15 protein-coding genes are annotated in these 22,608 nt (G+C 69.3%); 11 read left to right on the top strand and 4 right to left on the bottom strand.

Going from position 1 to position 22,608, the window contains the following annotated elements; all coding sequences use genetic code 11:
- Nucleotides 1-187: 187 nt before the first annotated feature.
- The 6 genes from pglX to AB0J67_RS28690 all read left to right on the top strand — a co-directional run bounded on the left by pglX (nucleotide 188) and on the right by AB0J67_RS28690 (nucleotide 12,382).
- Nucleotides 188-1,621, top strand: coding sequence for a BREX-2 system adenine-specific DNA-methyltransferase PglX (gene pglX / locus AB0J67_RS28715; protein WP_363486602.1), 1,434 nt, complete (start codon nucleotides 188-190; stop codon nucleotides 1,619-1,621).
- Nucleotides 1,618-5,346, top strand: coding sequence for a DUF6079 family protein (locus tag AB0J67_RS28710; RefSeq protein WP_363486601.1), 3,729 nt, complete (start codon nucleotides 1,618-1,620; stop codon nucleotides 5,344-5,346). The genes pglX and AB0J67_RS28710 overlap by 4 nt, the downstream gene beginning before the upstream one ends.
- Entirely contained in the window at nucleotides 5,343-8,063 is a 2,721-nt protein-coding gene (gene pglZ, locus AB0J67_RS28705; protein ID WP_363486600.1) for a BREX-2 system phosphatase PglZ, read from the top strand. The genes AB0J67_RS28710 and pglZ overlap by 4 nt, the downstream gene beginning before the upstream one ends.
- Nucleotides 8,060-9,337: a BREX system ATP-binding protein BrxD gene (gene brxD, locus AB0J67_RS28700; RefSeq protein WP_363486599.1), complete on the top strand. Its 1,278-nt coding sequence runs from the start codon at nucleotides 8,060-8,062 to the stop codon at nucleotides 9,335-9,337. Before pglZ ends, brxD begins: the two co-directional genes overlap by 4 nt.
- Complete coding sequence (locus tag AB0J67_RS28695) at nucleotides 9,334-11,445, top strand: DEAD/DEAH box helicase (RefSeq protein WP_363486598.1); 2,112 nt, start codon at nucleotides 9,334-9,336, stop codon at nucleotides 11,443-11,445. Before brxD ends, AB0J67_RS28695 begins: the two co-directional genes overlap by 4 nt.
- Before the next feature lie 88 nt (nucleotides 11,446-11,533).
- The gene (locus AB0J67_RS28690; RefSeq protein WP_363486597.1) at nucleotides 11,534-12,382 is read left to right on the top strand and encodes an SAM-dependent methyltransferase; all 849 of its coding nucleotides are present in this window, start codon (nucleotides 11,534-11,536) and stop codon (nucleotides 12,380-12,382) included.
- Here the strand turns inward: AB0J67_RS28690 and AB0J67_RS28685 are convergent.
- From AB0J67_RS28685 to AB0J67_RS28670, 4 genes are read right to left on the bottom strand one after another with little or no spacing between them, the layout of a single operon-like run.
- Entirely contained in the window at nucleotides 12,371-12,676 is a 306-nt protein-coding gene (locus AB0J67_RS28685; RefSeq protein ID WP_363486596.1) for a YciI family protein, read from the bottom strand. The genes AB0J67_RS28690 and AB0J67_RS28685 overlap by 12 nt on opposite strands.
- A 2-nt stretch (nucleotides 12,677-12,678) precedes the next feature.
- Nucleotides 12,679-13,449: a pentapeptide repeat-containing protein gene (locus AB0J67_RS28680; RefSeq protein WP_363486595.1), complete on the bottom strand. Its 771-nt coding sequence runs from the start codon at nucleotides 13,447-13,449 to the stop codon at nucleotides 12,679-12,681.
- Entirely contained in the window at nucleotides 13,446-16,967 is a 3,522-nt protein-coding gene (locus tag AB0J67_RS28675; protein WP_363486594.1) for an SUMF1/EgtB/PvdO family nonheme iron enzyme, read from the bottom strand. Before AB0J67_RS28675 ends, AB0J67_RS28680 begins: the two co-directional genes overlap by 4 nt.
- 4 nt (nucleotides 16,968-16,971) lie before the next feature.
- Nucleotides 16,972-18,528 carry a carbamoyltransferase C-terminal domain-containing protein gene (locus tag AB0J67_RS28670; RefSeq protein WP_363486593.1) on the bottom strand — a complete coding sequence of 519 codons (1,557 nt, stop codon included), beginning with the start codon at nucleotides 18,526-18,528 and terminating at the stop codon, nucleotides 16,972-16,974.
- 428 nt (nucleotides 18,529-18,956) lie between these two features.
- On the opposite strand from AB0J67_RS28670, the gene AB0J67_RS28665 reads away from it, so the two are divergent.
- The 5 genes from AB0J67_RS28665 to AB0J67_RS28645 form a co-directional block, all read left to right on the top strand.
- A complete protein-coding gene (locus AB0J67_RS28665; protein WP_363486592.1) occupies nucleotides 18,957-20,372 on the top strand; it encodes a helix-turn-helix transcriptional regulator in 1,416 nt (471 codons plus the stop codon).
- Nucleotides 20,369-21,292 carry a hypothetical protein gene (locus tag AB0J67_RS28660; protein ID WP_363486591.1) on the top strand — a complete coding sequence of 308 codons (924 nt, stop codon included), beginning with the start codon at nucleotides 20,369-20,371 and terminating at the stop codon, nucleotides 21,290-21,292. The genes AB0J67_RS28665 and AB0J67_RS28660 overlap by 4 nt, the downstream gene beginning before the upstream one ends.
- Before the next feature lie 270 nt (nucleotides 21,293-21,562).
- Entirely contained in the window at nucleotides 21,563-21,895 is a 333-nt protein-coding gene (locus AB0J67_RS28655; protein WP_363486590.1) for a hypothetical protein, read from the top strand.
- Nucleotides 21,896-22,007: 112 nt separating this feature from the next.
- Nucleotides 22,008-22,172 (top strand): FxLD family lanthipeptide, encoded by a 165-nt coding sequence (locus AB0J67_RS28650; RefSeq protein WP_363486589.1) that lies wholly within the window; start codon nucleotides 22,008-22,010, stop codon nucleotides 22,170-22,172.
- Between the two features lie 45 nt (nucleotides 22,173-22,217).
- The coding region (locus AB0J67_RS28645) for a lantibiotic dehydratase (protein WP_363486588.1) at nucleotides 22,218-22,608 on the top strand (391 nt) is incomplete at its 3' end.

Below are 22,608 nucleotides of genomic sequence, written 5' to 3'. Positions count from 1 at the left end.
GTCGGCGAGGTCGGCCAGCAGCCGGGTCCCGGCACGCCCGACCACACCCCGTCCGTCGGCCGCGACGACCAGCTTGGGGCGCGACAAGGTAGTCTGCACGCGGAAAGTGCCTCTCCTGCAACGGTTGTGGACCCTCGACAAGTCCTATCGTTCCAGATCGGAGGCACTTTCGCTTTCATGATCGGCTATGCGGACCGACGCTCATGAAAGAGCGAGGCTAAAGCAGAATAGCCATGACAAGGGCAGCCAGGGTGTTAACGAAGGCGTGAAGGCCGAAGCGTGGGAGCGGTTCTACGAGTTCACTGGGACGACGTTGCAGGACTTCCCACTGCCGGTGTCGCTTCCGGTCGAGCGAGGGCGGGCGCTTGACAGCCTCGCCTGGCGGTTCGGGGAGTCGACGCCAGCGGCGACCTTGGCCGCGCGTACGCCGACTCGGGAGTCGCTCGACGACGCACGGCACGTTTCGCAAGCCGTGCGGGCGGAGATGGTCGCGCGGCAAGAGGAGCTTGACTGGGCGGTCTACCGGCTCTACGGCCTAGTTGACGACGACCTCACTTACCGCGGTGATGACCTGCCCGGCCTGGCACTTGCGGAGCGCGCCTTCGAGATCGTGCTGGCCCGCCGGGTCGACAGTGGCGCGGAGCGGACGGCTTGGTTCGAGCGGCATGACTCCTCTCCGATCACGGAGATCCCGGGGCATTGGCCCGCGGCATACCGAGAGCTTGTCGGGCGGCGGATCGAGCTGATCGAGTCGCATCCGTACCTGAAGCTGCTGGAGCGGCCCGAACACAAACGGCGCTGGGCTGCCAAGCCGTGGGAGGAACAGGAGGAGCGCGCCCTGCGCGGCTGGCTGGTGGACCGCCTCGAGGACCGGCGGTTCTGGTTCGATCGGGCCGGTGCCCCCACCCCGCGCAGTGTGGCGCAGCTCGCCGACGACGTGTCCCGCGACGCCGAGCTTGTGTCGGTGCTGGCGTTGTGGGAGGGCCGCCCTGACGTATCGGTTGTGGCGAGCCTGCAGCGACTTTTGGCCGAGGAGGCGGTGCCTTACCTGGCCGCCTACCGCTACACGGAGAGCGGGCTACGGAAGCGGGAGTCGTGGGAGCACACCTGGGCGTTACAGCGCCGAGAGGACAGGGGCGAGAGGTTTGGAACCGGGCCCGACAACCCTCCGATTCCGGTGCCGCCGAAGTACACCTCGGCGGACTTCGCGCGCAAAGAATACTGGGCGCACCGCGGAAAGCTGGACTTACCCAAGGAACGATTCGTCATGTACCCCGAGGCTGGGCGGGACAACGACCCTACCCCTGTGCTCGGTTGGGCTGGCTGGGGTCACTCGCAGCAGGCGTTCGCGCTCGACCAGCTGCTGCGGTGGCGGGAGGCTGAGGGTGCGCCGGACGAAAAGCTGATCCCACTGGTGGTCGGCCTCGCGGAGCTGCTGCCGTGGGTAGAGCAGTGGCACACCGAGCCGGACGCGTTCTACGGCGGGGCGTCCGCGGCAGAGTTCTTCCGGGAGCAGCTCGACCTGCGCAGCCGGCAGGTGGAGCGCACCCGCGAGCAGCTGGCCGCCTGGCGCCCAGCCCCGCCCCGCCGTGGTCGTGGACGAAAGGCGAAGACAGCATGAGCATCCTGCTGCGGGACATCATCGAGATCCCGGAGACGGCCGGCGCCGACGACTACGTGCTGCGGTTGACCGAGGGCGTCGGCAAGAGCCGACTGGCTCGGACCGTCAAGGAGTACGTGGTCACCGACGCGCTGGCCGAGGCGTTCGACTCCGCGCTCGGGCTGATCGCGTCTGCGATCCAGGACGACCAGAGCCGGGCGGCGTTCCTGTCTGGCTCGTTCGGTTCCGGCAAGAGCCACTTCATGGCCGTCCTGTACGCGTTGCTCGGCGGGGAGCCGGCCGCTCGGGCGATCCCGGAGCTGCAACCCACGGTCGCCCGGCACGATCCGGTGCTGGCCCATCGAAAGGTCCTGCGGCTGGCGTTCCACTTCCTCGAGGCGCGCAGCATCGAGGAGACGATCCTCGGCGGGTACGTCGCCCAGATCCAGGCACTGCACCCCGGGTGTGACCTGCCGGCCGTGCATCGCAGCGACGCAGTGCTCGCCGACGGTGAGCGGATGCGCTTGCGTCACGGCGACGACGCGTTCCTCGCGGGGCTCAACGAGCATGCGGCGGTGGCCGATGAGTGGTCCGGTGTGCTGGAAGGCGATGCGCCGTGGACGGCGGAGTCCTACGACGCCGCGCGGACTGCGGCCCCGGGCAGCGAGGCCCGGCAGAGGCTGGTCTCGGCGCTGGTGCGCACCTACTTCACCGCATTCACCCAGACCGGCGAGTTTGTCTCGCTGGACGAAGGCCTTGACGCGATGTCCCGTCACGCCAAGGGACTGGGCTACGACGCCATTGTCATGTTCCTCGATGAGCTGGTGCTGTGGCTGTCGTTCGCGGTGCGCGATCGGGAGTTCTTCGGCCGGGAAGCCCAGAAGATCACCAAGCTGGTCGAGTCGGGACTGGGTGAGCGGGCGATCCCGATCGTGTCCTTTGTGGCGCGGCAGCTCGACCTGCGGCGTTACTTCGTCGACATGGGCGGAGGTGCCGGTGCCGAGCAGGACGCGCTGGACAAGGCGTTCCGGCACCAGGAGGGGCGGTTCCTGCCCATCGTGCTCGGCGATGACAACCTGCCGTATGTGGCGCAGAAGCGGCTGCTCCAACCGAAGGGCGACGCCGCGAGGGCGGCGTTGGACGACGCGTTCCAGCAGCTCGACCGCCGGCCCGAGGTATGGGATGTGTTACTCGATGGGGTCAACACAGACGACAGTCACCGTGGGTCCGACCAGCTGGCGTTCCGCCGTACATACCCCTTCTCCCCGGCCCTGGTCTCGACGTTGCGAACGCTCGCCTCGGCCATGCAGCGTGACCGCACCGCGCTGAAGGTGATGCAGCAGCTGCTGGTGCGTCAGCGGGACCACCTGACTATCGACGACGTCGTGCCGGTCGGTGACGTCTTCGACCTGGTGGTTGACGGCAACCAGGCGCTCACTCCGGAGATGGCCGGCCGCTTCAAAAACGCCCGTACTCTCTACCAGGAGAAGCTCCTTCCAGAACTGCTGCGCGAGCACAAGCTGGCCGGGACAGACCTCGCTGGCCTGCCCCGCGAGCACCCGTTCTGGGCCGACGACCGGCTGGTCAAGACGCTCGTGCTGTCCTCGGTCGCGCCGGAGGTGCCAGCGCTCAAGGAGCTGACACCGTCCCGGCTGGCCGCGCTCAACCACGGGTCGATCACCGCGCCGGCGTTCCGAGGCCGAGAGGGCGAGCTGGCCCTGACGAAGCTGCGCCGTTGGCAGTCACCGGTGCCCGAGATTCAGATCACCGGCGATACCCGTAACCCAGTGGTGCGGATACGCATCGCCGAGGTTGACTACGAGAGCGTCGTCGAGCGCGCCAAGGGCGAGGACAACGACGGCCGGCGGCGCGAGACGCTCAAGCGGCTCATCTGGGACGAGCTCGAGCTCAAGGACATCGACGGCGACGCGTTCGGCGTGTCCCGGCAGGCGCGGATCTGGCGTGGGTCGCGACGCGAGATTGAGGTGGTGTTCGGCAACGTCCGGGATCGGGGCTGGCTCACCGATGGGGCGTTCGAGGCGGGTCCGGACACGTGGCGGTTCGTCGTCGACTACCCATTCGACGAGGACGGCCACAGCTCGTTGGAGGACCTTAACCGCATCGACGCCTTGAGAGTTGCGGGTAAGCCCATCCGTACCGTCGTGTGGGTTCCCCACTTCCTCAGCGCCGAGCGGCGGCGCGAGCTGGGCCGGCTGGTCATCCTGGACTGGCTGCTAGGCGGCTCCGGCGATCGGTGGACCGCCCACTCGGACCACCTCGCCGAGGCGGACCGGGTGCAGGCCCGGATCATCCTGGAGACGCAGCGGGAGTCGCTGCGGCAGCGGTTGCGTCACGCGGTTCAGGAGGCGTACGGGGCGGCCACGGCCACGCCTGGCACGCTGGAGCGGCTCGACGGCCACGATCGGGTTCTGTTCAGTCTGCACCGTGAGTTCGACCCGGCGGCGCCGGTCGGGCACGACCTCGCCGCGGCGTTCGGCAATCTGGTGGAGCAGGCGTTCGCCGCCACCTTCCCTGGCCATCCCCGGTTCGAGCCGGAGGATCGGGAAGTGACCCGCGCCGACTTGGCCGCGGTGCTGGCCGCGGTCGAGGCCGCTCGGCAGGATCCCGACGGTCGGGCATTCATCGACCCGGCCAAGCGCGAGGCGGTACGCCGGGTTGCCAACCCACTCGGCGTCGGCCACATGGGCGAGACACACTTCCTCTTCGGCTCCGACCGGTTCCGGTGGGACATGCTGCTGTCCACCGCGATGGGCCGTGACGGCATGTCGCCCGCAGACCCGGTCGAAGTTCGGCGGCTGCGCAGCTGGATCAACGCGGTCTCGCCGCCTGCCGGCCTGCGTCCCGAAGTCACCGACTTGATCACCTGTGCTTGGGCGGTGCTGCACACCCGCGCCTGGTACCGGTACAACGCGCCGGTTGTGCCAGCGCCGACACCTGGAACTCTCACAGCAGACATGGAACTGCGTCCCGAGCCGCTGCCAGCTGCCGGCGACTGGGAGGCAGCTGTGGCCCGCGCAGCAGTGCTGTTCGGCACGGTGGCCAACCCGTACCTGACCGGCCAGGCAGTGACCGAGCTGACCCAGGCGGTCAATGAGCGGGCAGCAGCGCTCAAGACGGCTGCCGCGCAGCTCGTCACCGACCTGGAGCGGATCTACCAGCGGTTCACGATCGCCCCAGGGACGACCACCGGCCGACTGGCCACAGCCAGGTCGACGCAGGGACTTGTGGCCGCGCTGACCGACGCCCGGGACCGGGTGGCATTGGTGGAGGCGCTCGCGCGCTACGAGCTCGCCGGTACGACGCAGGCCGCCGCCAAGTCGCTGACGTCTGCGCAGACCCTCGTCACGGGCCTCGCCAGCTTCCCGATGGACCGGCTGCGGCCGGTGCAGGACGCCGCGGGCAAAGACTCCGGCGAACGTGCCGTCGCCGCTCGCGGTATCGTCCAGCGCCTGCGCGACGCAGTGATCGCAGATGAGCTGGCGCAGGGCCTGCTATCGGCGCTCAAGCGCGCCGAGGACGAGGCATTCCGCTGGGCTCTCGAGACGACAGGAGACAAAGGCAAGCCGGGTCCGGACCACCCCGACGACGGCAAGCGGAAGCCAGCGCGGGGTTCGCATACAGTGGCCAGCCACAATGACCTGGACGAGACGGTGGCACAACTGCGGGCCTTCGCAGCCGAGCGGGCTGGACGTCCGTTCACGGTCGAATGGCAGGCCGACGAGTGACGCCTGCCGCAGCGACCCTGCCAGTCATCACCGCCCTGCTCGACGAAGCTGCCCGCAAGCGCTACGTCGGTGGTGTTCTCGGCGTGCAGGCCAAGCCGGAGTGGGCCGGCCCCGACGAGTTCGATCACAACGGGGTACCGGTCCGCGTGGTGCGCTGCCAATCTGCGCTGGCGGTACGGGAGGCGTTGCTGGAACGCGCCGCCGATCAATGGCTCGTCGTGCTCACCGACCGGGACGAGGCCGAGCTCGGCCTCGGGATCACCGCTCACCTGGCTTGGCAACGGCTGCGCCGACCCGATCCGTGGGCCGCTGTTCAGGACAAGTTCGCGGCGACCCGGATCGACCACGGTCTGGTCACCGCCCCGTCCGCCCAAGCCATCGCCACAGGGCTGTTGGCCGCAGCCCCGCCGGAAGGCTGGCCACCGGCTCGGGTCGGCCTGCTCACCGCCGACCACGCATTCGGGTCTGTGGCCACACTGCGGCTGGGCCTTGGATCGGTGGGCGAGCCGGTAGATCTGCTCGCAGTGCTGCGCTGGAGCACCCGCGCAGACGCCGCCACCGCCGTCGCGGTCCTGCGGGCCATCGCCGGCGACGCCCTCGTCGATGCGTTGCTCACTTGGGTCGCCGACCGGTGCGCCAGCAGCGCCCCTGCCGTGCTCCCTCTCCTTCAGGACGGCCGCGCCGCCGACACGGTGCCCATGGGTCTAGTGGCCCGGGTAGTGCTCGCGACGCCAGCCGGCTCCGGGCCCCGCGCCCTATACGGCCGAGAGATCGGTGGCCAGCTTCCGGACCACCTCCTGGAGGTGTGGGCGGAGCAGGCGGAGCTGGTGAGTCGGGACGTGATCTCGACCGAGCCGGACGCCGCCGCCCGAGTTCTGGCACGCGCGGAGACCCTCCTTGAGCGAGTCGAAGCGGGCTCCTTCGCTGGCGAATCGGCGATCATTCGGCGTGGCCTCACTGCCCGCCTGGCCGTCCTTGGGGAATCGCTGCGGCGCTGCGCCGAACGGGCCGCGGCGCGGGCAGCGGCTGATGGCCCGGATGGTCCGCTGGCCGACCCGGCCGCACTGCCCGCGATCGAGGAGGCCCGCAGCCAGGTAGAGGGCCACGCACTGGCACAGCATCCTGACGAGATTCGGGTGCCGCGAGCAATCGCCGGCGTCCGCCTGGCGCGCTGGCTGAGCCGGCCGACGCCGGCCGCTGGCGCCTTGGGCGACCTGGTGGCCCGGCAGCGGGACGAGGACGCCTGGGCCGACCGGGCGGCTGCTGAGGCGTGGACCGGGGCGGACGACGAGGCGCTCGCGCAGGGGCTTCGTGTCGTGCTCGAAGCGGCCAGGCTGCGGCGGGACGCACACGACGAGGCATTCGGCCGGGCGCTGGCGGCGCACGTTGGGCAGGACGCACCGGCTCCAGCCGGGCTCGTGCACCTTGAAGACCTCCTGCCCACGGTCGTGCTGCGGCTAGCGCGGCAGCGGCCGGTGTTGCTGGTGGTGGCCGATGGTATGAGCCAGGCCGTCGCCACGGAAGTCATCGACGACGTCATCCGCCGCTACGACAGTTGGCTGGAGTGCCTGCCCGGTGACCAGGACCGGCGTATCGCTGCCATCGCCCCGCTGCCCTCACTCACCACCGCGTGCCGGGCGAGTCTGTTCAGCGGGGCGCTCACGACCGGCGAGCAGCCCGCAGAGATCTCCGGTCTAAGGGCGCTGGCGAAGGCGCACGGACTGACCGCGCGCCTGTTCCACAAGGTGTCCTTGGACTCGAGCGCCGCTGGTTACGCGCTCGCCCACGACGTGGCCGCCACGATCGACGACACCTCGGGCACAGCTCTGGTGGCCTGCGTTCTCAATACGATCGACGACGCGCTCGACCGGTCCGACCCCGGCGGCACCACGTGGACCACGGACACGGTCAAGCACCTACGCCCGCTGCTGGAACGCGCCCGCTCCGCGGGGCGGCTGGTAGTGCTCACCTCTGACCACGGCCATGTCGTTGAGCGGCGGCAGGGGCAATCTCGCCCTGCTACGGGCGCATCAAGCAACCGATCCCGGCCAGTCGACCCGGCGAAACCAGCCGGCGAGGGTGAGATCCGAGTACGTGGCCGCCGCGTGCTGCTTCACGGCGGCGACGCCGTTCTCGCGGTCTCCGAACGGCTGCGGTATGGGCCACTGAAGGCGGGTTACCACGGTGGCACGGCCCCGGCCGAGGTCGTGGTGCCGGTCAGCGTCCTGGCACCCGGTGAGGCGCCGGCAGGCTGGCGGCTGGCACCACCGCAATCCCCGTCATGGTGGCGCGGCCCTGTTAGCGGCACGACACCCGCAGCGGCACCTGCGGTGTCGACGAAGGCTGGCACACGTGCCTCTCGTTCCGCGCAGGCGCCGACCTTGTTCGACGAGCCGAACCAGCCCGACGTGGCCGCGGCTGTCCTCGCCTCGCCCACTTATCGCGACCAGCGCAAGCGTGCGGCCCGGGCGGCGATCACAGATGATCAGGTTAGAGGGCTGCTGTCCGCTCTGCTCGCCGCCTCAGCGCACAGGCTCGACCCTGAGTCCGCCGCATCGGCGCTCGGCGTGGCCACGGTCCAGCTCACCGGGGCGCTGTCCCAGGCGCAGCGGCTGCTCAACGTCGAGCAGTACCCTGTACTCAGTCGCGACGCCGACGGCAGCACCGTGGTGCTCGACGCCACCCTCCTTAGCGACCAGTTCGGGGTCACGCTGTGACCGTGCAGGTCAGCACCCGCCGGCGCCAGGAGGTGATCAACGCCTTGCGGCGCGGCACCGTACCGCAAAATGGGCTCGACGTGCTCGCGGTCGGCCTCGACCGCTTCACGGCGGCTCTGGACGCCGAACTGGCGGCGGTGGCCGCCGGCGGTGGCAATTTCAAGGCTGTCCGGGGTGAGTACGGCTCCGGCAAGACCTTCTTCGCCCGCTGGCTCGCCGAGCGGGCCAAGCGGCAGGGTATGGCCGTGGCCGAAGTACAGATCTCCGAGACCGAGACGCCGCTGCATCGGCTGGAGACCGTCTACCGGCGGATCTGCGAATCGCTACAGACCTCCGAGTTCCCCGCCTCGGCGCTGCGGGCGGTGCTGGACGCCTGGCTGTTCCTGCTCGACCAGGAAGCCGGCGACGCGGCCGAGACCGTGTTGGAGCGGCGGCTGGCCCAGGTCTCCCGCACGACACCCGCCTTTGCCGCCGCCCTACGCGGCTACCGCGCAGCGTTGCACCGCGATGATCCGGCGACTGCCGAAGGTCTGGTTGCCTGGCTGGGCGGCCAACCACAGGTTGCAGCGGCTGTCCGCCGGGCCGCCGGTGTACGCGGAGAACTCGACCACTTCGGCGCGTTCGGCTTCCTCCAGGGCCTGCTCACCGTGCTGCGTGACAGTGGGCACCCAGGGTTGTTGGTGGTGCTGGACGAAGTGGAGACCCTTCAGCGGGCCCGGTCCGATGTGCGCGACAAGGCGCTGAACGCGCTGCGTCAGCTGATCGACGAAGTGGACTCCGGCCGCTTCCCCGGGCTCTATTTACTGATTACCGGAACCCCCGCCTTCTTCGAAGGGCCACAGGGGGTGCAGCGGCTGGCGCCGCTGGCGCAGCGGCTGACCACCGACTTCACCGCCGACGCTCGTTTCGACAACCCCCGCGCCGTGCAGCTGCGCTTGCCCGGCTTCACCCCCGAAACGCTGCGCGAGCTGGGCGCGCGGGTACGTAACATCTTCGCCGCCGACGCCGCCGACCCGGACAGAATCGCCCGACTTGTTGACGACGGGTACTTGGGCGACCTCGGCATTGCGTTGACCGGCAGACTCGGCGGCAAGGTCGGTGTGGCGCCCCGGTTGTTTCTCAAGAAACTGATCGGCGACGTGCTCGACCGCGTTGACCAGTTTCCCGACTTCGACCCCAGATCCGACTACGCACTGACCCTGTCCACCACTGAGATGTCCGAGGTGGAGCGAAACGTGGCCAGCGCCGACGACGTGTCGCTGGACCTGCCATGACCGTCGACCAACTCCACCCGGCCGTCGTCCACCACATCGTCAACTCGCTGGGCTGGCCCGACCTACGGCCGATGCAGCAGGCAGCCATCGACCCGCTGCTGGCTGGCGATGACGCACTGCTGCTCGCGCCCACGGCCGGCGGCAAGACCGAGGCGGCCGTCTTTCCCCTGCTCTCGCGGATGGCCACCGAGGGCTGGTCCGGCACGTCCGTGGTGTACCTGTGCCCGCTCAAGGCACTGCTGAACAACCTGCTGCCTCGACTCGAGCGGTACGCCGAGTGGCTGGGCCGGCGAGCCGCGCTGTGGCACGGGGACGTGACCGTCCCCCGACGTCGGGCGATCTTGGCCAGCCGGCCTGACATCCTGCTAACCACGCCCGAGTCGCTGGAATCCATGCTGGTCAGCCGCAACGTAGACCATCGATCGTTCCTCTGCGGCCTGCGCGCGGTCGTCGTCGACGAGGTTCATGCGTTCGCCGGCGACGACCGCGGTTGGCACCTGCTGGCCGTCCTGGAGCGGCTAACCCGCGTCATCGGCGCACCGGTGCAGCGAATCGGACTGTCTGCCACCGTGGGCAACCCGGAGGAGCTGTTGGGCTGGCTGCAGGGCTCAGGGAACGGGGCCCGCCCCGGGCGGGTTATCGCACCGGAGGAGCCCGGCATCCACGCGAATGCTGTGGCCGGGCAGCCGCCAGGAGACATCGAGCTGGACTACGTTGGCTCGCTCGCTAACGCCGCGACCGTCATAGCGTCCCTGCACGCGGGAGAGAAACGCCTGGTCTTTTGCGAGTCCCGGCAGACAGTCGAGGAGCTGGGGCAGCTCCTGCGGGCCAGAGGGGTCACCACCTTCCTGTCGCACGCCTCCCTGTCCGCCGACGAGCGACGCCGATCAGAGCAGGCGTTCGCCGAGGCGCGCGACTGCGTCATCGTCTCCACCAGCACCCTCGAGCTCGGTATCGATGTGGGCGACCTGGACCGCGTCATCCAGATCGACGCCCCGTCGACAGTGGCATCGTTCCTCCAGCGGCTCGGCCGCACCGGCCGTCGCCCAGGCAGTGTCCGCAACTGTCTCGTACTCGCCCGTGACGGCGATTCGCTGGTCGCCGCCGCCGCACTGCTGCTGCTGTGGGGACGTGGCTGGGTGGAGCCGGTGGCAGCACCCCCCGAACCGCGCCATATCGTTGCCCAGCAGATCTTCGCGCTCTGCCTCCAGCAGGGCCGAGTCGGCGACCATCTGTGGCAGCAGTCGTGGAACGGGCTCTCTCCGTTCGACCGCAGTGCGGAGCCGATCGTGCGCTTCCTGGTGGAGCACGGCTTCCTGGACGCCGACGGGGGCATGCTGTTCATTGGCCCCGAAGCGGAGAAGCGGTTCGGTCACCGGCACTTCATGGAGATGACGACCGTCTTCACCAGTCCACCCGAATTCACGGTGCTGTCCGGCCGCACGGACCTTGGCCGGATCGATCCGAGCCTGCTCACCGAGGAGGTACACGGTGACCGAAGAATACTTCTGGGTGGGCGGAGTTGGCGCGTGGTGTACGTCGACTGGCGCCGTCGGCGCTGCTATGTGGAACCCGCAGACGGGGGCGGCAAGGCCCGCTGGACCAATCGTGGCTGGGCGGGCGCGGGGTTCGAGCTAACGCGTGCCATGCGCGACGTAATACTCGGCAACGAGCCACCTGTCCGTATGACCAAGCGAGCGACTGACCGCCTTGCCACCGAACGCGACGAGCAATCGTCCCTGGTCCACCCGGGTGGCAACGTCATCAGTCGGGATGAACATGGCGACCTGCGCTGGTGGACCTGGGCCGGGTTTCGTGCCAACGCCACTTTGGCGGCGACCCTCAGCGAGGTGGCCGACCCAATTCAGCGCTTCGACGACTGCCAGATTCGGCTGCGGGAGAACCTCACGCCAGCCGTCTGGCGAGGACTCACCGCTGACGCTGCGCAGCGTATTTGCCTGCCACACATCGATGAGAAGGCAGTTGAAGGACTCAAGTTTAGCACCGCATTGCCGCCTCGGTTGGCGGTGGCGACTCTCGCCGCCCGGATTGCCGAAATTGACGTCGCTGCAGCTGTACTCAACGAACGGACACGGTTTGTCAGCTGATGGATGAAGCGCGAAGTTCCCCGTCGAGTGTCCACCCCGCGCGGCGCTGATGCTGTCCCTGCATGGGCAGCGTGGCTACATTCGATGTATGGCTGAAGGCTTGGACCCTCTCGCTCGTACGGCGCTGTGGACCGCGTCGATGCGAGCACGGGAGCACGGGCGCGACGACCGGCTGTTCGACGAGCCGCTAGCTGGGCTGCTCGCCACGGACGACGGCCCGAAGATCATGCGTGGCTTCGAGGGTGAGGTGCAGCGTGGCGTCGAGGATCCGGCGCTGGCCGTACGGACCAGGTTCTTCGACGACGCGATGGTTGACGCCGCTCGCGGCGGGGTGCGGCAGTTGGTCCTTGTCGCGGCCGGCATGGACACCCGTGGTTACCGGCTTAGGTGGCCGGAGTCGACCGTACTGTTCGAGCTGGACCGTCCTGCGCTGTTGGAGTTGAAAGCGTCACTGCTCGCCAGCGCATCCGCAAAGCCTTCCTGCGCCGTCCGGCCGGTGGGAGTCGACCTGCTCAGCGACTGGACAACCTCGCTGGTCACCGCCGGTTTTAAGCAGACGGAACCCACGCTGTGGCTGGTGGAGGGGCTGTTCTATTTCCTGTCTGCTCATGAGCGCGACACTCTCCTCAAGGAGATCACGGCCCTGTCAGCAGCCGGCAGCCGCCTCCTCGCCGATTACGTCACTCAGACATCTCTGGATGGCCCGGGGATGCGGATCTGGCGGGAGAAGATGGCTGCCAGCGGACATCCGTGGAAGTCCGGCTGCGACGACCCGGAGGGCCTGTTCGGCGCCCAGGGCTGGTCGATCCGCGTGTCGGCATACGGATCGCCGGAGGCTGACTACGGCCGCTGGGCGCACGCAGTGATCGAGCCGGGTGTAACGGCGACCCGCGGCCGTTACCTGATCAGCGCAGTTCTCGACGGCTCAGCGGTGTAGCCCGACGAACGACGGTCCGACCCGGAACGGCTGAATGTCGATCTCGCGCCACACGTCGCCCAGCACGTACGGTTCGATCTTCAACCAAGCATCGACGTCCTCGCGGCTCGGAAAGTCGAGGACGAGCACGGAACCGGTCATCTGTCCGGCCTCGTCGAGCACGGCACCGCCGTAGAGCATGTTCCCGCTGGCGACGAGCTGGTCGCCGAGCGCGATATGGGCATCTCTGGCGGCCAGTCGCCGTGCCAGCGCGCCCTCGTCCTTGCCATCGTGGGCGATCAGCAGGAACTGCATGGTCAGGTCTCCTCTTGCGCGTCATCGGACGGGGGCGGGGTGAAGCCTGACGGCCATCTGGTCGACGCATCCCAGCGTATGGCCGACAGGCGAGTTCGCGCGAGGCGGCAGTCCGTCAGGTCCGCACCTCTCAGGTCAGCTCGGTCGAGGTTCGCACCGGTCAGGTCGGTGCGGGTGAGGTCGGCTCCGATCAGGCTCGCCGCGTTGAGGTCGGCCAGTGCCGCGTCGGCGTTGGTAAGCCGGGCCTGCTGGAGGTTGGCCTTCGACAGGTCGGCCATCTCGAGGTTGGCCCTGTCCAGCGTGGCGTCGGTCAGGTTGGCGCCTGTCAGTCTGGCGCCGGAGAGGTTGGTGCCGGTCAGGTCCGCTCCGGCGCAGGCGGCGCCCGGCATGACGGCACGTTCGAGCCGTGCCCCGGCGAGGTCTGCTCCGCTGAGCTGGGCGTCGGCGAGCGTGCCGTCGTGCAGCCACCCCTGGACCTCGAGTTCAAGCACGGCCCGGTTGGTGAGCCCGCGGTCGGTACTGGCCATCTCGCGCACGAGCTGGCGACGCAAGCGCTGGTTCTCTCGGCGGGCGGCGAAGCGGTCGACGAGCAAGATGATGATCGCCATCCCGACCAGTTCCGATCCGAGGTTGGCGTACAGGTCGTCGAGCAGGGCGGCGGGGTTCCAGCCGTGCTCGTGAAGGTGTCCGCCGATGATGACGCCGACGCCGAGCAGCATGATGGCCGCGCCGAACGCGGTGGCAGGCAGCAGGCCGGTGCGGCGGGCCTTCATCGGCCGGTCCAGGGAAGCGGCTGGGGGTCGCCGGGCTGCCAGGTCGGGTCGACCTCGGGCACCGTGAGCGCGAGCCGGAACGTGATGTAGTAGTTCCGGTTGGGTGGGATGTGCGCGTTGCGACAGGCCGATCGGGCATATCGGGCACCAAGGTTCCAGCAGCCCCCGCGCAGGACCTTACGGTCGCCGGTGGCCGGCCCAGCCGGGTCGACGACCGGCTGGTCGGTGTAGGGGCCGTACCAGTCGAGGCACCACTCCCAGCACTGACCGTGGATGTTGAACAGCCCAGCGGGGTTCGGGCGAAGGATCCCCGCCTCGTGTGTCTTGAGGCCGGAGTTGTCGGCGAACCAGCCGTACCGGTCGAGCAGGGTGCGGTCGCTGCCGAAGCTGTAGGCGGTGGTGGTGCCCGCGCGGCAGGCGTACTCCCACTCGGCCTCGGTCGGCAGCCGTAGTGGCGCGTTCAACATCGTGCCCATGTCCGTCTCCTGAAGGCCTTGCTGGACCCGCGGCTGGTTGAGCGCGTCCCCGACGGCGTCGTAGGTCTGCTCGCGCCCGGTGAGCCGCGAGCCGAGCCAGTCGGCGTAGAGCAGTGCCTCGTGCCAGGTCGGCGCGACGACGGGTTCGTGTCCGCGCGGGCTCCACTCGTCGATGTTCGGCAGGCCGCGTACGCCGGTGGCGGCCATGAAGTCCTCAAACTCGGCGCGGGTGACCTCACGGTCGCATATGGCAAACGAGCGAGTGATGGTGGTGTCCTGGCGTGGCGATTCGTAGTCGCTGCGTTCGGCTTCAATGCCGGGCGAGCCCATCAGCAACCGTCCGGGCCGGAATACCACGAACCTGAGTGGGCCTCGCGGGGTGGTCACGGTGAACCAGCGTCGTCGGCCGGTGGGGTCGTACGCGGCAGGGAGCTCCTGTGTGGGCAGTGCCCAGCGGCGACGCAGCCAGGTCGCGGCGGCTCGTACTCCAGGGTCGTCGGCCGCGAGGTGCTGCTGCGAAAGCGCGTCGATGCGGCTGGTGAGACGGTCGGCGTCGGGATGTGAGACGTACTCGCCCAGTGCCAGCAACAGGCCGTAACGGGACGCCTGGTCGACCGCACCGCTCGCGTGGTCGAGCAGGAGTTCCGGCGGCACGAGGCGGGTGGCGGCGCTGAACGTGAACTGGGTGAGCAGCTCGGTGTCGCCGCTGGTCGTCAGGACCTCGTCGAAGTCGGGTCGCACGCCCAGGCGCAGCAGGGTGCTCAGGGCCGCGGCACGGCGGCGGCCGAGCCGTACCCAGTCGACCTCTGCTGCTTCGTCGCCGGGCTCGGTGTGGGCGATGAGCTTGAGTACTCGTACCGCGTCGTCGGTGACGGCCGTCGCGAGCGCCTCGAAGATCGCCTCGTAGTTCTGCGGCATGGCGTCGGCGGCCATCCGCGCCAGTAGTTCGGGCTGGTCGGCCGCCAGGTCGAGCAGCACCACCGCTCGGGTCTCCCGGTTGGCGGCGCGTAGCTCGGACTCGTCGGCGAAGAGCGTGAACAGCGGCTCCAGCAGGTGGAGCCGGACGGGCCGCAGCGCGTCGACGTAGGTGCGCAGGTGCAGCTGGTTCTGGCGGACGAGTTCGGCGGCGACGGTCGCGGCGATTTCATGCCAGCGGGTGTCGTCGGGGTCGCCGGCGGCGAGCAGTACGGCGTTCGCCAGCAGCGGGGCAGACGCAGGGTGGGCGGCTTGCCAGAGGTGTTCAGTCATCAGGTCCCGGTGCGGGCCGACGGCGTCCCGTACGGCGATGAGTTCGTCCGGCCAGAGCTGGTTGAGATCGCCGAGTAAGAGCTTGGCCTGCTCGTGGTCGGCGGTTAGCAGCGCGAGCCGCAGCCGCCATCGCTGGCGGATCGTGGCGGTGTCGAGACGGTCGCGCAGTTGTGTGCGCAGCTGCGGATCAGCGTCGGCGAAGGTCGCCGCGAGCTGCGGCACGTCCCTGGGCAGCACGGTGATCAGCTGTTCGACACGGGCGAAGGCCTGGCGCTGCTCCTCGGCACGGGCCTGGGCGATGCTCGTATCGAGGTAGCCGAGCAGGTCGGGCGCGATCGATTCGCGGCCTTTGAGGGTAAGCCAGCGGTGCGCCTCGTCGAGGATGCCTCCGCGCAGCAGGGCGGCGTCCTGGTCAGGGGCTCGCCGCCATTCGGACGCCCACTGCCGGGTGCGTTGCTGCCATAGTAGGAACTGCCTGTCTTCCACGAGCCAGCCGCGCAGCCGCTGCCATGACCGGATGATCGCCTCGTGCGCGAGTTCCACCGTCGGCCCTGATCCAGCGTCGGCGTCGGTGACGACAAGCCTGGCGTCGGCCAGCGCCCGAACCACGGTTTCGACGCCGGGTAGTGCGGTCACCTCTGCCAGCGGGGTCCTGCGGCGGGCGTCGTTGCCGTCCTCCTCGGGCCGCGATACCTGCACGAGCCGCACGAACAGCTGCCGGGCGGCGTACTGCTGCTCGGGTGACAGCGACGTGTAGACCTCTTCGGCCCGCGCGGTGATCGACCCGGCCAGCCGCCCGATCTGCTCGTACGCGGCGATAGTGAGCGTGGACCCGGTACGGCGCTCCCACAGCCGTGTCAGGGCGAACTCCACCAGCGGAAGGTTGCCCGGCTCCAGGCCGGCGTCGTCGAGGATCTGCTCGGTCAGGCCCTGCTCCAGGGTCAGCCCTGCCGCTCGGGCCGGTTCGGTGACTGCCTGCAGAAGCTCGATCCGGTTCATCGGCGGCAGGTGAACGACGTGGTCCTGCAGGACGTCGGAGAAGGCGCGGTGGGCCACGAGCCGCCCGTAGAAGTCGCCGCGGAACGTCAGCACGAGCTTCACATCGTCTGACTGCACGATGGCGACGAGGTCATCGAGGAACCGCACCGGCGCGCTGTCGTCGGCGCTGTGCGTGAACACCTCCTCGAACTGGTCGAGGACCACCAGCAGCCGCTGCCCGCTGCCGGACAGCCGCCGCCCGACCGCGTCCATCACGCTCGACGCACCCGGGCTGATCGCCTCCACCAGTGCCCGCTGGGGGTCGGTGCCCGGCCGCGTCACCGCGACATCCCAGTCACCTGCCGCACGGAGCCGAGGCAGGACTCCGGCGAACACCACCGAGGACTTCCCGCTGCCGGATGCACCGACGACCGCCACCAGCGGGCCTGCGTCCAGCCGCCGCAGGATCCGGCGCACGGCGGTGCCACGGCCGAAGAACAGCGCCGCGTCCTCTTCCCGGAACGCGAACAGGCCCCGGTACGGGCATGGTGTTCCGTCGCCCGTTCCGGTTCCACCCGCACCCATGCCGGGCGCGCGGTACAGGCGCCAGATGAGTTCGGCGTTCGCCGAGTCGAGCCGGAGGGCGGCGATCACGCTGGTGAGGTACTGGGCGCTGGGAGCCCGCTCGCCGCGTTCGATGTTGCTGACGCCGGATTCGTGGAACCCGACGCGCAGCGCCAGGTCGCGCTGTGACAGGCGAGCCTCCAGACGCAGCCTGCGCAGCAGTTCACCCAGGTCCGGCATGTCCCGGCTCATCGCGTCACCTGCCGGCCCGGACAAACAGGCGCTCGCCGACGACGAAGCCGTCCAGGCCGCGGTCGACGGCGAGCTCGACCAGATCGCTGGTCCGGTTGACGAACCCCTTGCCGGGGAAGTTCAGCGACGTGTTGCAGAGCACGCCCACTCCCGTGCGCCGCGCGAAGGCACCGAGGGTGTCGTAGAGCAGCGGGTTGTCGTCGCGGCGCACGGTCTGCACCCTGGCGGTGCCGTCGGCGTGCGTCACCGCGCCCAGCCGCGAGTCGGTCACCTGCTGGAAGTAGAGCATGTACGGGCTCGGACCGGTCCAGTCGAAGTACCGGCTCACGTCCTCCTCCCGGCACACCGGAGCCACCGGGCGGTACCCCTCGCGGAACTTGATCTTGTTGAGCCGGTCTCTGGTCTCCTGCCGAAACGGCGCCGCCAGCAGGGAGCGGTTGCCCAGCGCACGTGGCCCGATCTCGGCGCGGCCCTGCCCCACGGCGATGATCCGGTCGTCGGCGAGCAGCTCTGCGAGGGTGTCAGCGTTCAGTGGCAGCTCCGTGAACGTGCCCGGCACGACGGCGTCTTCGTCGAAGTCCTGTCCGGCGTACACGCTCCAGGTGATCTTCGCAGAGCCGGTGAAGTGCCGTTGGGCGTCCACGGCCGTGCCGATCGCCGAGCCGGTGTCATTGGGGCAGGGTGGCACGAACACGTCGTCGAACAGGCCGCATTCGCGCCAGCGGGTGTTCCAGTCGCAGTTCAGGCCGCAGCCGCCAGCAATCAGCAGCGGATATCCCTTGGTCAGCATGCGGGTCGCCACCGCGAAGAAGCGGTCGAAGATCGCGGCGGAGTGGTGCGCCGCGAGATTCTTCAACGCCTGCGACTCCACGCCGATGTCGTGGAACGGCGAGTCCGCGAGCTCTTCCTTGGGGCTGGTGAGCAGGATCGAGCGGCGCGACAGCACCCACTCGATCAACTCGCGGCCAGCGTCGTCGAGGCCCGAGCCGTCGGCATAGCCTGCCAGCGCCATGAACTTGCCTGCGTTGGAGAACCGGAACCCGCCATTGGCCGACGGCGCGCTCGGATCCGCCAGCGCGAAGATGTACTGGTACTTGTTACCCGGGTCCTCCATGACCTCCGCGACGCGGGTGACCGTCAGGTCCGGCGAGATCTCGTAGAAGGATCCGATGTTGCCCTCCCAGACGAGGGCGTAGCAGGGCTCACCCTGGGGGTAGGGCGACATGCCGTATGCCGACAGCAGATGCGAGCGCTCGTGCGTCGAGGAGAAGACCTGCACGTCGTGGCCGAAGAAGCGGCTTCGCTGCACCTGGGTGTGCGAGCCGTCCCAGCCGAAGTAGCCGGCGCCGAGGCGGCGGTCGGCGGAGTGGAAGCCCTTGACCCAGCCGCTGACACACACCACGTCGGGCAGCTGGTCCGTGCTGGCCGCGGCTTCAAGTAGCAGGCTTGGCGTCACGTCGGCGTAGCGGTCGAAGGAGTCCTTCTCCGCCTCCAGGGAGTATGCGAGAACGCCGTCCGTCAGCAGGGCGATGGTGCCGTCGTGGCCGGGCTTGAACGACATGATCCGCACGTTCCGCCCCCCCGCCCCACGGAGATCACACCGAGTCGAGTCCAAATTACTCAGTGCAAACAAAGGCAGTCAACCGACTTCGATGTCGCCGGCAAGGCGAGGTTGTCGGGGCGGCGATGGATGGGCTGGGCAGACGGGTGCGATCGTCTGCCCAGCCCGACGCCCACCGCCGCTGCCTGTTCGCGAACGTCGGCGAGGTCATGGCTACATTCAGCGTGATCGAGCGGCATACAGTCGAGCTGGTCGATGTAGACAGCGTGGTTGTCTACATGCCGTGTCGTACGCTGACCGGTGGGCCGGTAACCGCTTACGCTGGCCGGGCGGTCCACTTGAACGGTTCCGGGCACGCTGGTAGATCGATCAGTGCAGTGGGGACGAGCTGGGCCGACCAGGGACGGCCACGCGGACCGGAGGCGATCATGGCGCAGGCGGAGCGGGAGCTGACGCCGTACACCTCGCCCTCGCACTTCTTCGGCGCGGAGCTTCGCCACTGGCGCCGGATGCGCGCCCTCTCCCAAGCCCAGCTCGGCAGCCAGGTCTTCTGCAGCGGCCACCTCATCGGGCGGATCGAGAAGGCCGAACGGCGTGCCACGCCCGATCTCGTAGCGCGGCTGGACACGGTTCTGAGCACCGGCGGCGCGCTCGCGCGCCTGCTGCCGACCGCCGAACCTCGCCCAGCTGCACCTGCGGACACCGCCAGCGCAGATGCCGACGATCCAGTTGTCCCGGAAGAAGGCCTTGGCTGGTGCCCCACTCCAGCGGCTACGGTTGCCTCCGTAACCGGGCTGTGGAGGGCGGACATGAGACGGCGCAGCGTGATCGGCTCCGCCTGGCTCGCCTTCGCGCTCGCCGAGCCGATCGGGCGGTGGCTGCTCGATTCGGTGGACGGTGACGTGCAGAGCGCCGATGGACGCCGTGTCGGCCAGGCCGACGTCGATGCGCTGTGGACGATGTGCGGCTCCTTCGCCGACGCCGACCGTCAGCTCGGCGGAGGCTATGCGCGCGGCACCCTCATCCACTTCGCCGACCAGGTGATGGCCCCGCTGCTGGAGGGTGCCTACACCGAGTCCGTGGGCCGGAGGTTGTTCGCGGCGGCGGCGCGGCTGTGCGATATCGCTGGCTTCATGTGCTTCGACTCGGGTCACCAAGGGCTGGGGCAGCGCTATCTCATCCAGGCGCTGAGGATGGCGAAGATCAGCGGCGATGTGGCCCTCGGTGCGCACATCCTCGTCGACATGGCGATGCAGGCCCACCATCTGCGCCAGCCGCACCAGGCTGTGGCGTTGAGCGAGGCCGGTGTCACCACCGCGCGGCGGTCCGGGTCGGCATCGACGCTGGCCCGGTGCCATGCCATGCACTCGCGCGCTCTGGCGTCGCAGGGCGATGCCAGAGGCAGCGACGAGGCGCTGAACCGGGCCGAGTGGGCGCTCGATCATGCGGCCCCGGACGACGAGCCGGTGTGGATCAGGTTCTTCACAGCCCAGCAGCTCGCGGCAGAGTCGATGTACGCCGCAGCGGATCTGGGACGCGGCGAGCACGTCCGCCGGCACGCGGCCACGGCCCTCGGCGCGGTCGGCGGCATGCAGCGCCGCCACGTTCTGGCCACGGCCACGCTCGCCGGCTCTTACCTGTCGGTGCCGGGCGGGCGCGGTGAGGCCGACGTCGACCAAGCGTGCCGGGTCCTCGATGACGTCCTGCCCACTGTCGGCAGCCTGACCAGCGTTCGCGCGCTGACGGCCGTCAACGACATCCGCATCCGGCTCGCGCCGTACGCCGCGCGGCCCTCGGTCCAGCGGCTGGAGCAGGCCCTGCGCCACAGCGCGGCGACGGCGTGAGCCTGCCCGCCCACGCCGTGCCGCCGTTGGACCCCGAGGCGGTGATGCTGTCGGCCTGCCGCGACGCGGGCCTGGACGCGAGCGGTGCCCGGCTGCTGCACCACTACTCGAACGCCATCTTCCACCTTCCTGCCGAAGACGCGGTGGCCCGCGTCACCAGCGGCGCGGGCGCACATGACCGGGTGCGACTCACACACGACCTGACCAGGTGGCTCGTGGACGACTGCCGTTTCCCGGCGACCCGGCCGCTGCCAGGCGTCGACATCATCGACGTCGCCGACGGCACCGTGGTCAGCTTCTGGATCTTCTACCAGCAGCCGGAACAGCCGGTTCCGCTGACGTCTGCCCACCTGGCCGCGCTCCTACGCGAGTTGCACCGACTCGAGTCTCCGCCATTGGCACTGCCGACCTGGGAACCGCTGGTGTCGCTGCACGACACGTTGCACGACCCGAACCTGTCGAGGTGCCTGCCCGAACACGAGCGTGGATGGCTGGTGGAACGGGTCGCGGCGGTACGCGAACAGCTGCGTGGCCTCGACTGGCCGCTCGGTGTCGGCCTGATCCACGGCGACGCGTGGGCTGGCAACCTACTGCACGCCGACGTCGACCCCGCCCCGGTCATCCTGGGCGACTGGGACTGGGCCAGCAACGGCCCGCGGGAGGTCGACCTCATCCCCACCTGGCACGCTGCTGCGCGGTACGGCAAAGGCGCGAACTGGGTCGACAAGTTCCGTGCTGTCTACGGATACGACCTCGCGGACTGGGATGGCTTCCCAACGTTGATGGCCATGCGCGACCTCGTGCAGCTGACCGGCCCCATGCGTCGCGCCTCAGACTCGACCAGACACGCCGCAGCTCTCCGGCAACGGCTCGATGCGCTTCTCGCCGGGGACACGGTGTCCCCGTGGATCGCGTTGTAGGCGAAGAGCGCCACTTCTCGACCGGGATCAGGCACGGCGACGTGCGGGCATGCTGACAACGGCGCTGTCAGCATGGCGCCTATCGATTCCGATCTTCCCGTGCTGCTCAATGGGATCCGGGATGCCGATACGACGGCCGGAACCATCCAGTGCGATCGGCTCTCACAGATGACCCGTTGAGGCCAGACCCAGGCGTGATGCGCCGCAGTCCGGCCGCCAGCAGGGCGCTGCCCGCGCACCGTGCCGACCGCCGCTAGGGAGATAAGACGCATGAAGCCCTCGGAGCCACCGATCGCCGGGGCCGACAACGTTCTCGGTAAACCTGCCGAGCGGGGCTGCGCACACCACAGTCTGCTCGCCGCGTTCCCAGCGCGCAGCTTGCTGAGCGAGCCGCATCCGGCCCGCGGCGTGGCCAAGGTCGGTGTGGTCGTCGGTCAGCGCAGCCGTCAGCCGGTGCCGGACCTGCCGCCGGTCGTGCCGGTGGTCCAGGTGTCCGACGAGCACGGCGTCGTCCGCGACCAGACGGCGGGTGCGCGCGAGCTCGCTTACCTGCTCCACCGGATGACCACCGGCGACTGGCACGCGGCCGCAACACGGCAGTGAAGCCCGCCGGCATGGCAAGGCTCCGCCCATCCGGGCGGACGCGATGGCTCAGGCCATCAGCACCAACCCCGAGCCACCGCGGTCCGGGGACATCACCGAGAGGGAGAACAAGGTGTCCAACGCGACTCCGACGCTCCAGGCACGCACGGACCCGGCCGACGAGTTCGACCTGGACGTGCGCCTGGTGGAGAAGAGCGACAACTACGCCGGGCTTATCGCCACGACCGACGACGGCTGCGGCAGCACCTGCGGCGCCTGCACCACCAACGCCGCCTGACGGCGCGTACCCCTCGGCCCGGTCGGCGCCGCCACACGTCCTCCCGTGGCCGCGCCGACCGGCCCCAACCCGATCCAGGAGATGCCCCGTATGCGTTCTGCTGAACACCGGGCCACGTACCGGGCCGGCGGCACGGCGCTCGTACGCGCCGCCGCGCACACCGGCCTGGAACTGCCCGCGTATCCGGACGTGACCGACCCAGCCGCCGCGGACCGCGTGCCGTCGTGGGTGGGATGGTTGCGCGACGTTTGGGCATTGCCGGAAGTCGCTGAGACGCTGCGGCACGCCAGTCCGGTCCTCGCGCGGCAGATCGTCGTTCTCATCTCAGCGGGAAAGCCCTTGGTGCGCGATGCGTACCGTGCGGTGCTGTCCGTGATGCGATACCTGCAGCGGATGACCGGACGGGCAACTCCGCTGGGGTTGGCTGCCGGAGTGG

Origin of the sequence: Catellatospora sp. NPDC049609, from assembly GCF_040675365.1 — a bacterium.
Lineage (GTDB): Bacteria > Actinomycetota > Actinomycetes > Mycobacteriales > Micromonosporaceae > Catellatospora.
This window is presented reverse-complemented; position numbering and strand designations above follow the sequence as displayed.

What these genes read in the sequence shown, in the direction of transcription:
- pglX (WP_363486602.1), top strand. Translation starts at nt 188, where the DNA reads ATGCGGACCGACGCTCATGAAAGAGCGAGGCTAAAGCAGAATAGCCAT.
- AB0J67_RS28710 (WP_363486601.1), top strand. Translation starts at nt 1,618, where the DNA reads ATGAGCATCCTGCTGCGGGACATCATCGAGATCCCGGAGACGGCCGGC.
- AB0J67_RS28695 (WP_363486598.1), top strand. Translation starts at nt 9,334, where the DNA reads ATGACCGTCGACCAACTCCACCCGGCCGTCGTCCACCACATCGTCAAC.
- AB0J67_RS28690 (WP_363486597.1), top strand. Translation starts at nt 11,534, where the DNA reads ATGGCTGAAGGCTTGGACCCTCTCGCTCGTACGGCGCTGTGGACCGCG.
- AB0J67_RS28685 (WP_363486596.1), bottom strand. Translation starts at nt 12,676, where the DNA reads ATGCAGTTCCTGCTGATCGCCCACGATGGCAAGGACGAGGGCGCGCTG.
- AB0J67_RS28680 (WP_363486595.1), bottom strand. Translation starts at nt 13,449, where the DNA reads ATGAAGGCCCGCCGCACCGGCCTGCTGCCTGCCACCGCGTTCGGCGCG.
- AB0J67_RS28675 (WP_363486594.1), bottom strand. Translation starts at nt 16,967, where the DNA reads ATGAGCCGGGACATGCCGGACCTGGGTGAACTGCTGCGCAGGCTGCGT.
- AB0J67_RS28670 (WP_363486593.1), bottom strand. Translation starts at nt 18,528, where the DNA reads ATGTCGTTCAAGCCCGGCCACGACGGCACCATCGCCCTGCTGACGGAC.
- AB0J67_RS28665 (WP_363486592.1), top strand. Translation starts at nt 18,957, where the DNA reads ATGGCGCAGGCGGAGCGGGAGCTGACGCCGTACACCTCGCCCTCGCAC.
- AB0J67_RS28655 (WP_363486590.1), top strand. Translation starts at nt 21,563, where the DNA reads ATGAAGCCCTCGGAGCCACCGATCGCCGGGGCCGACAACGTTCTCGGT.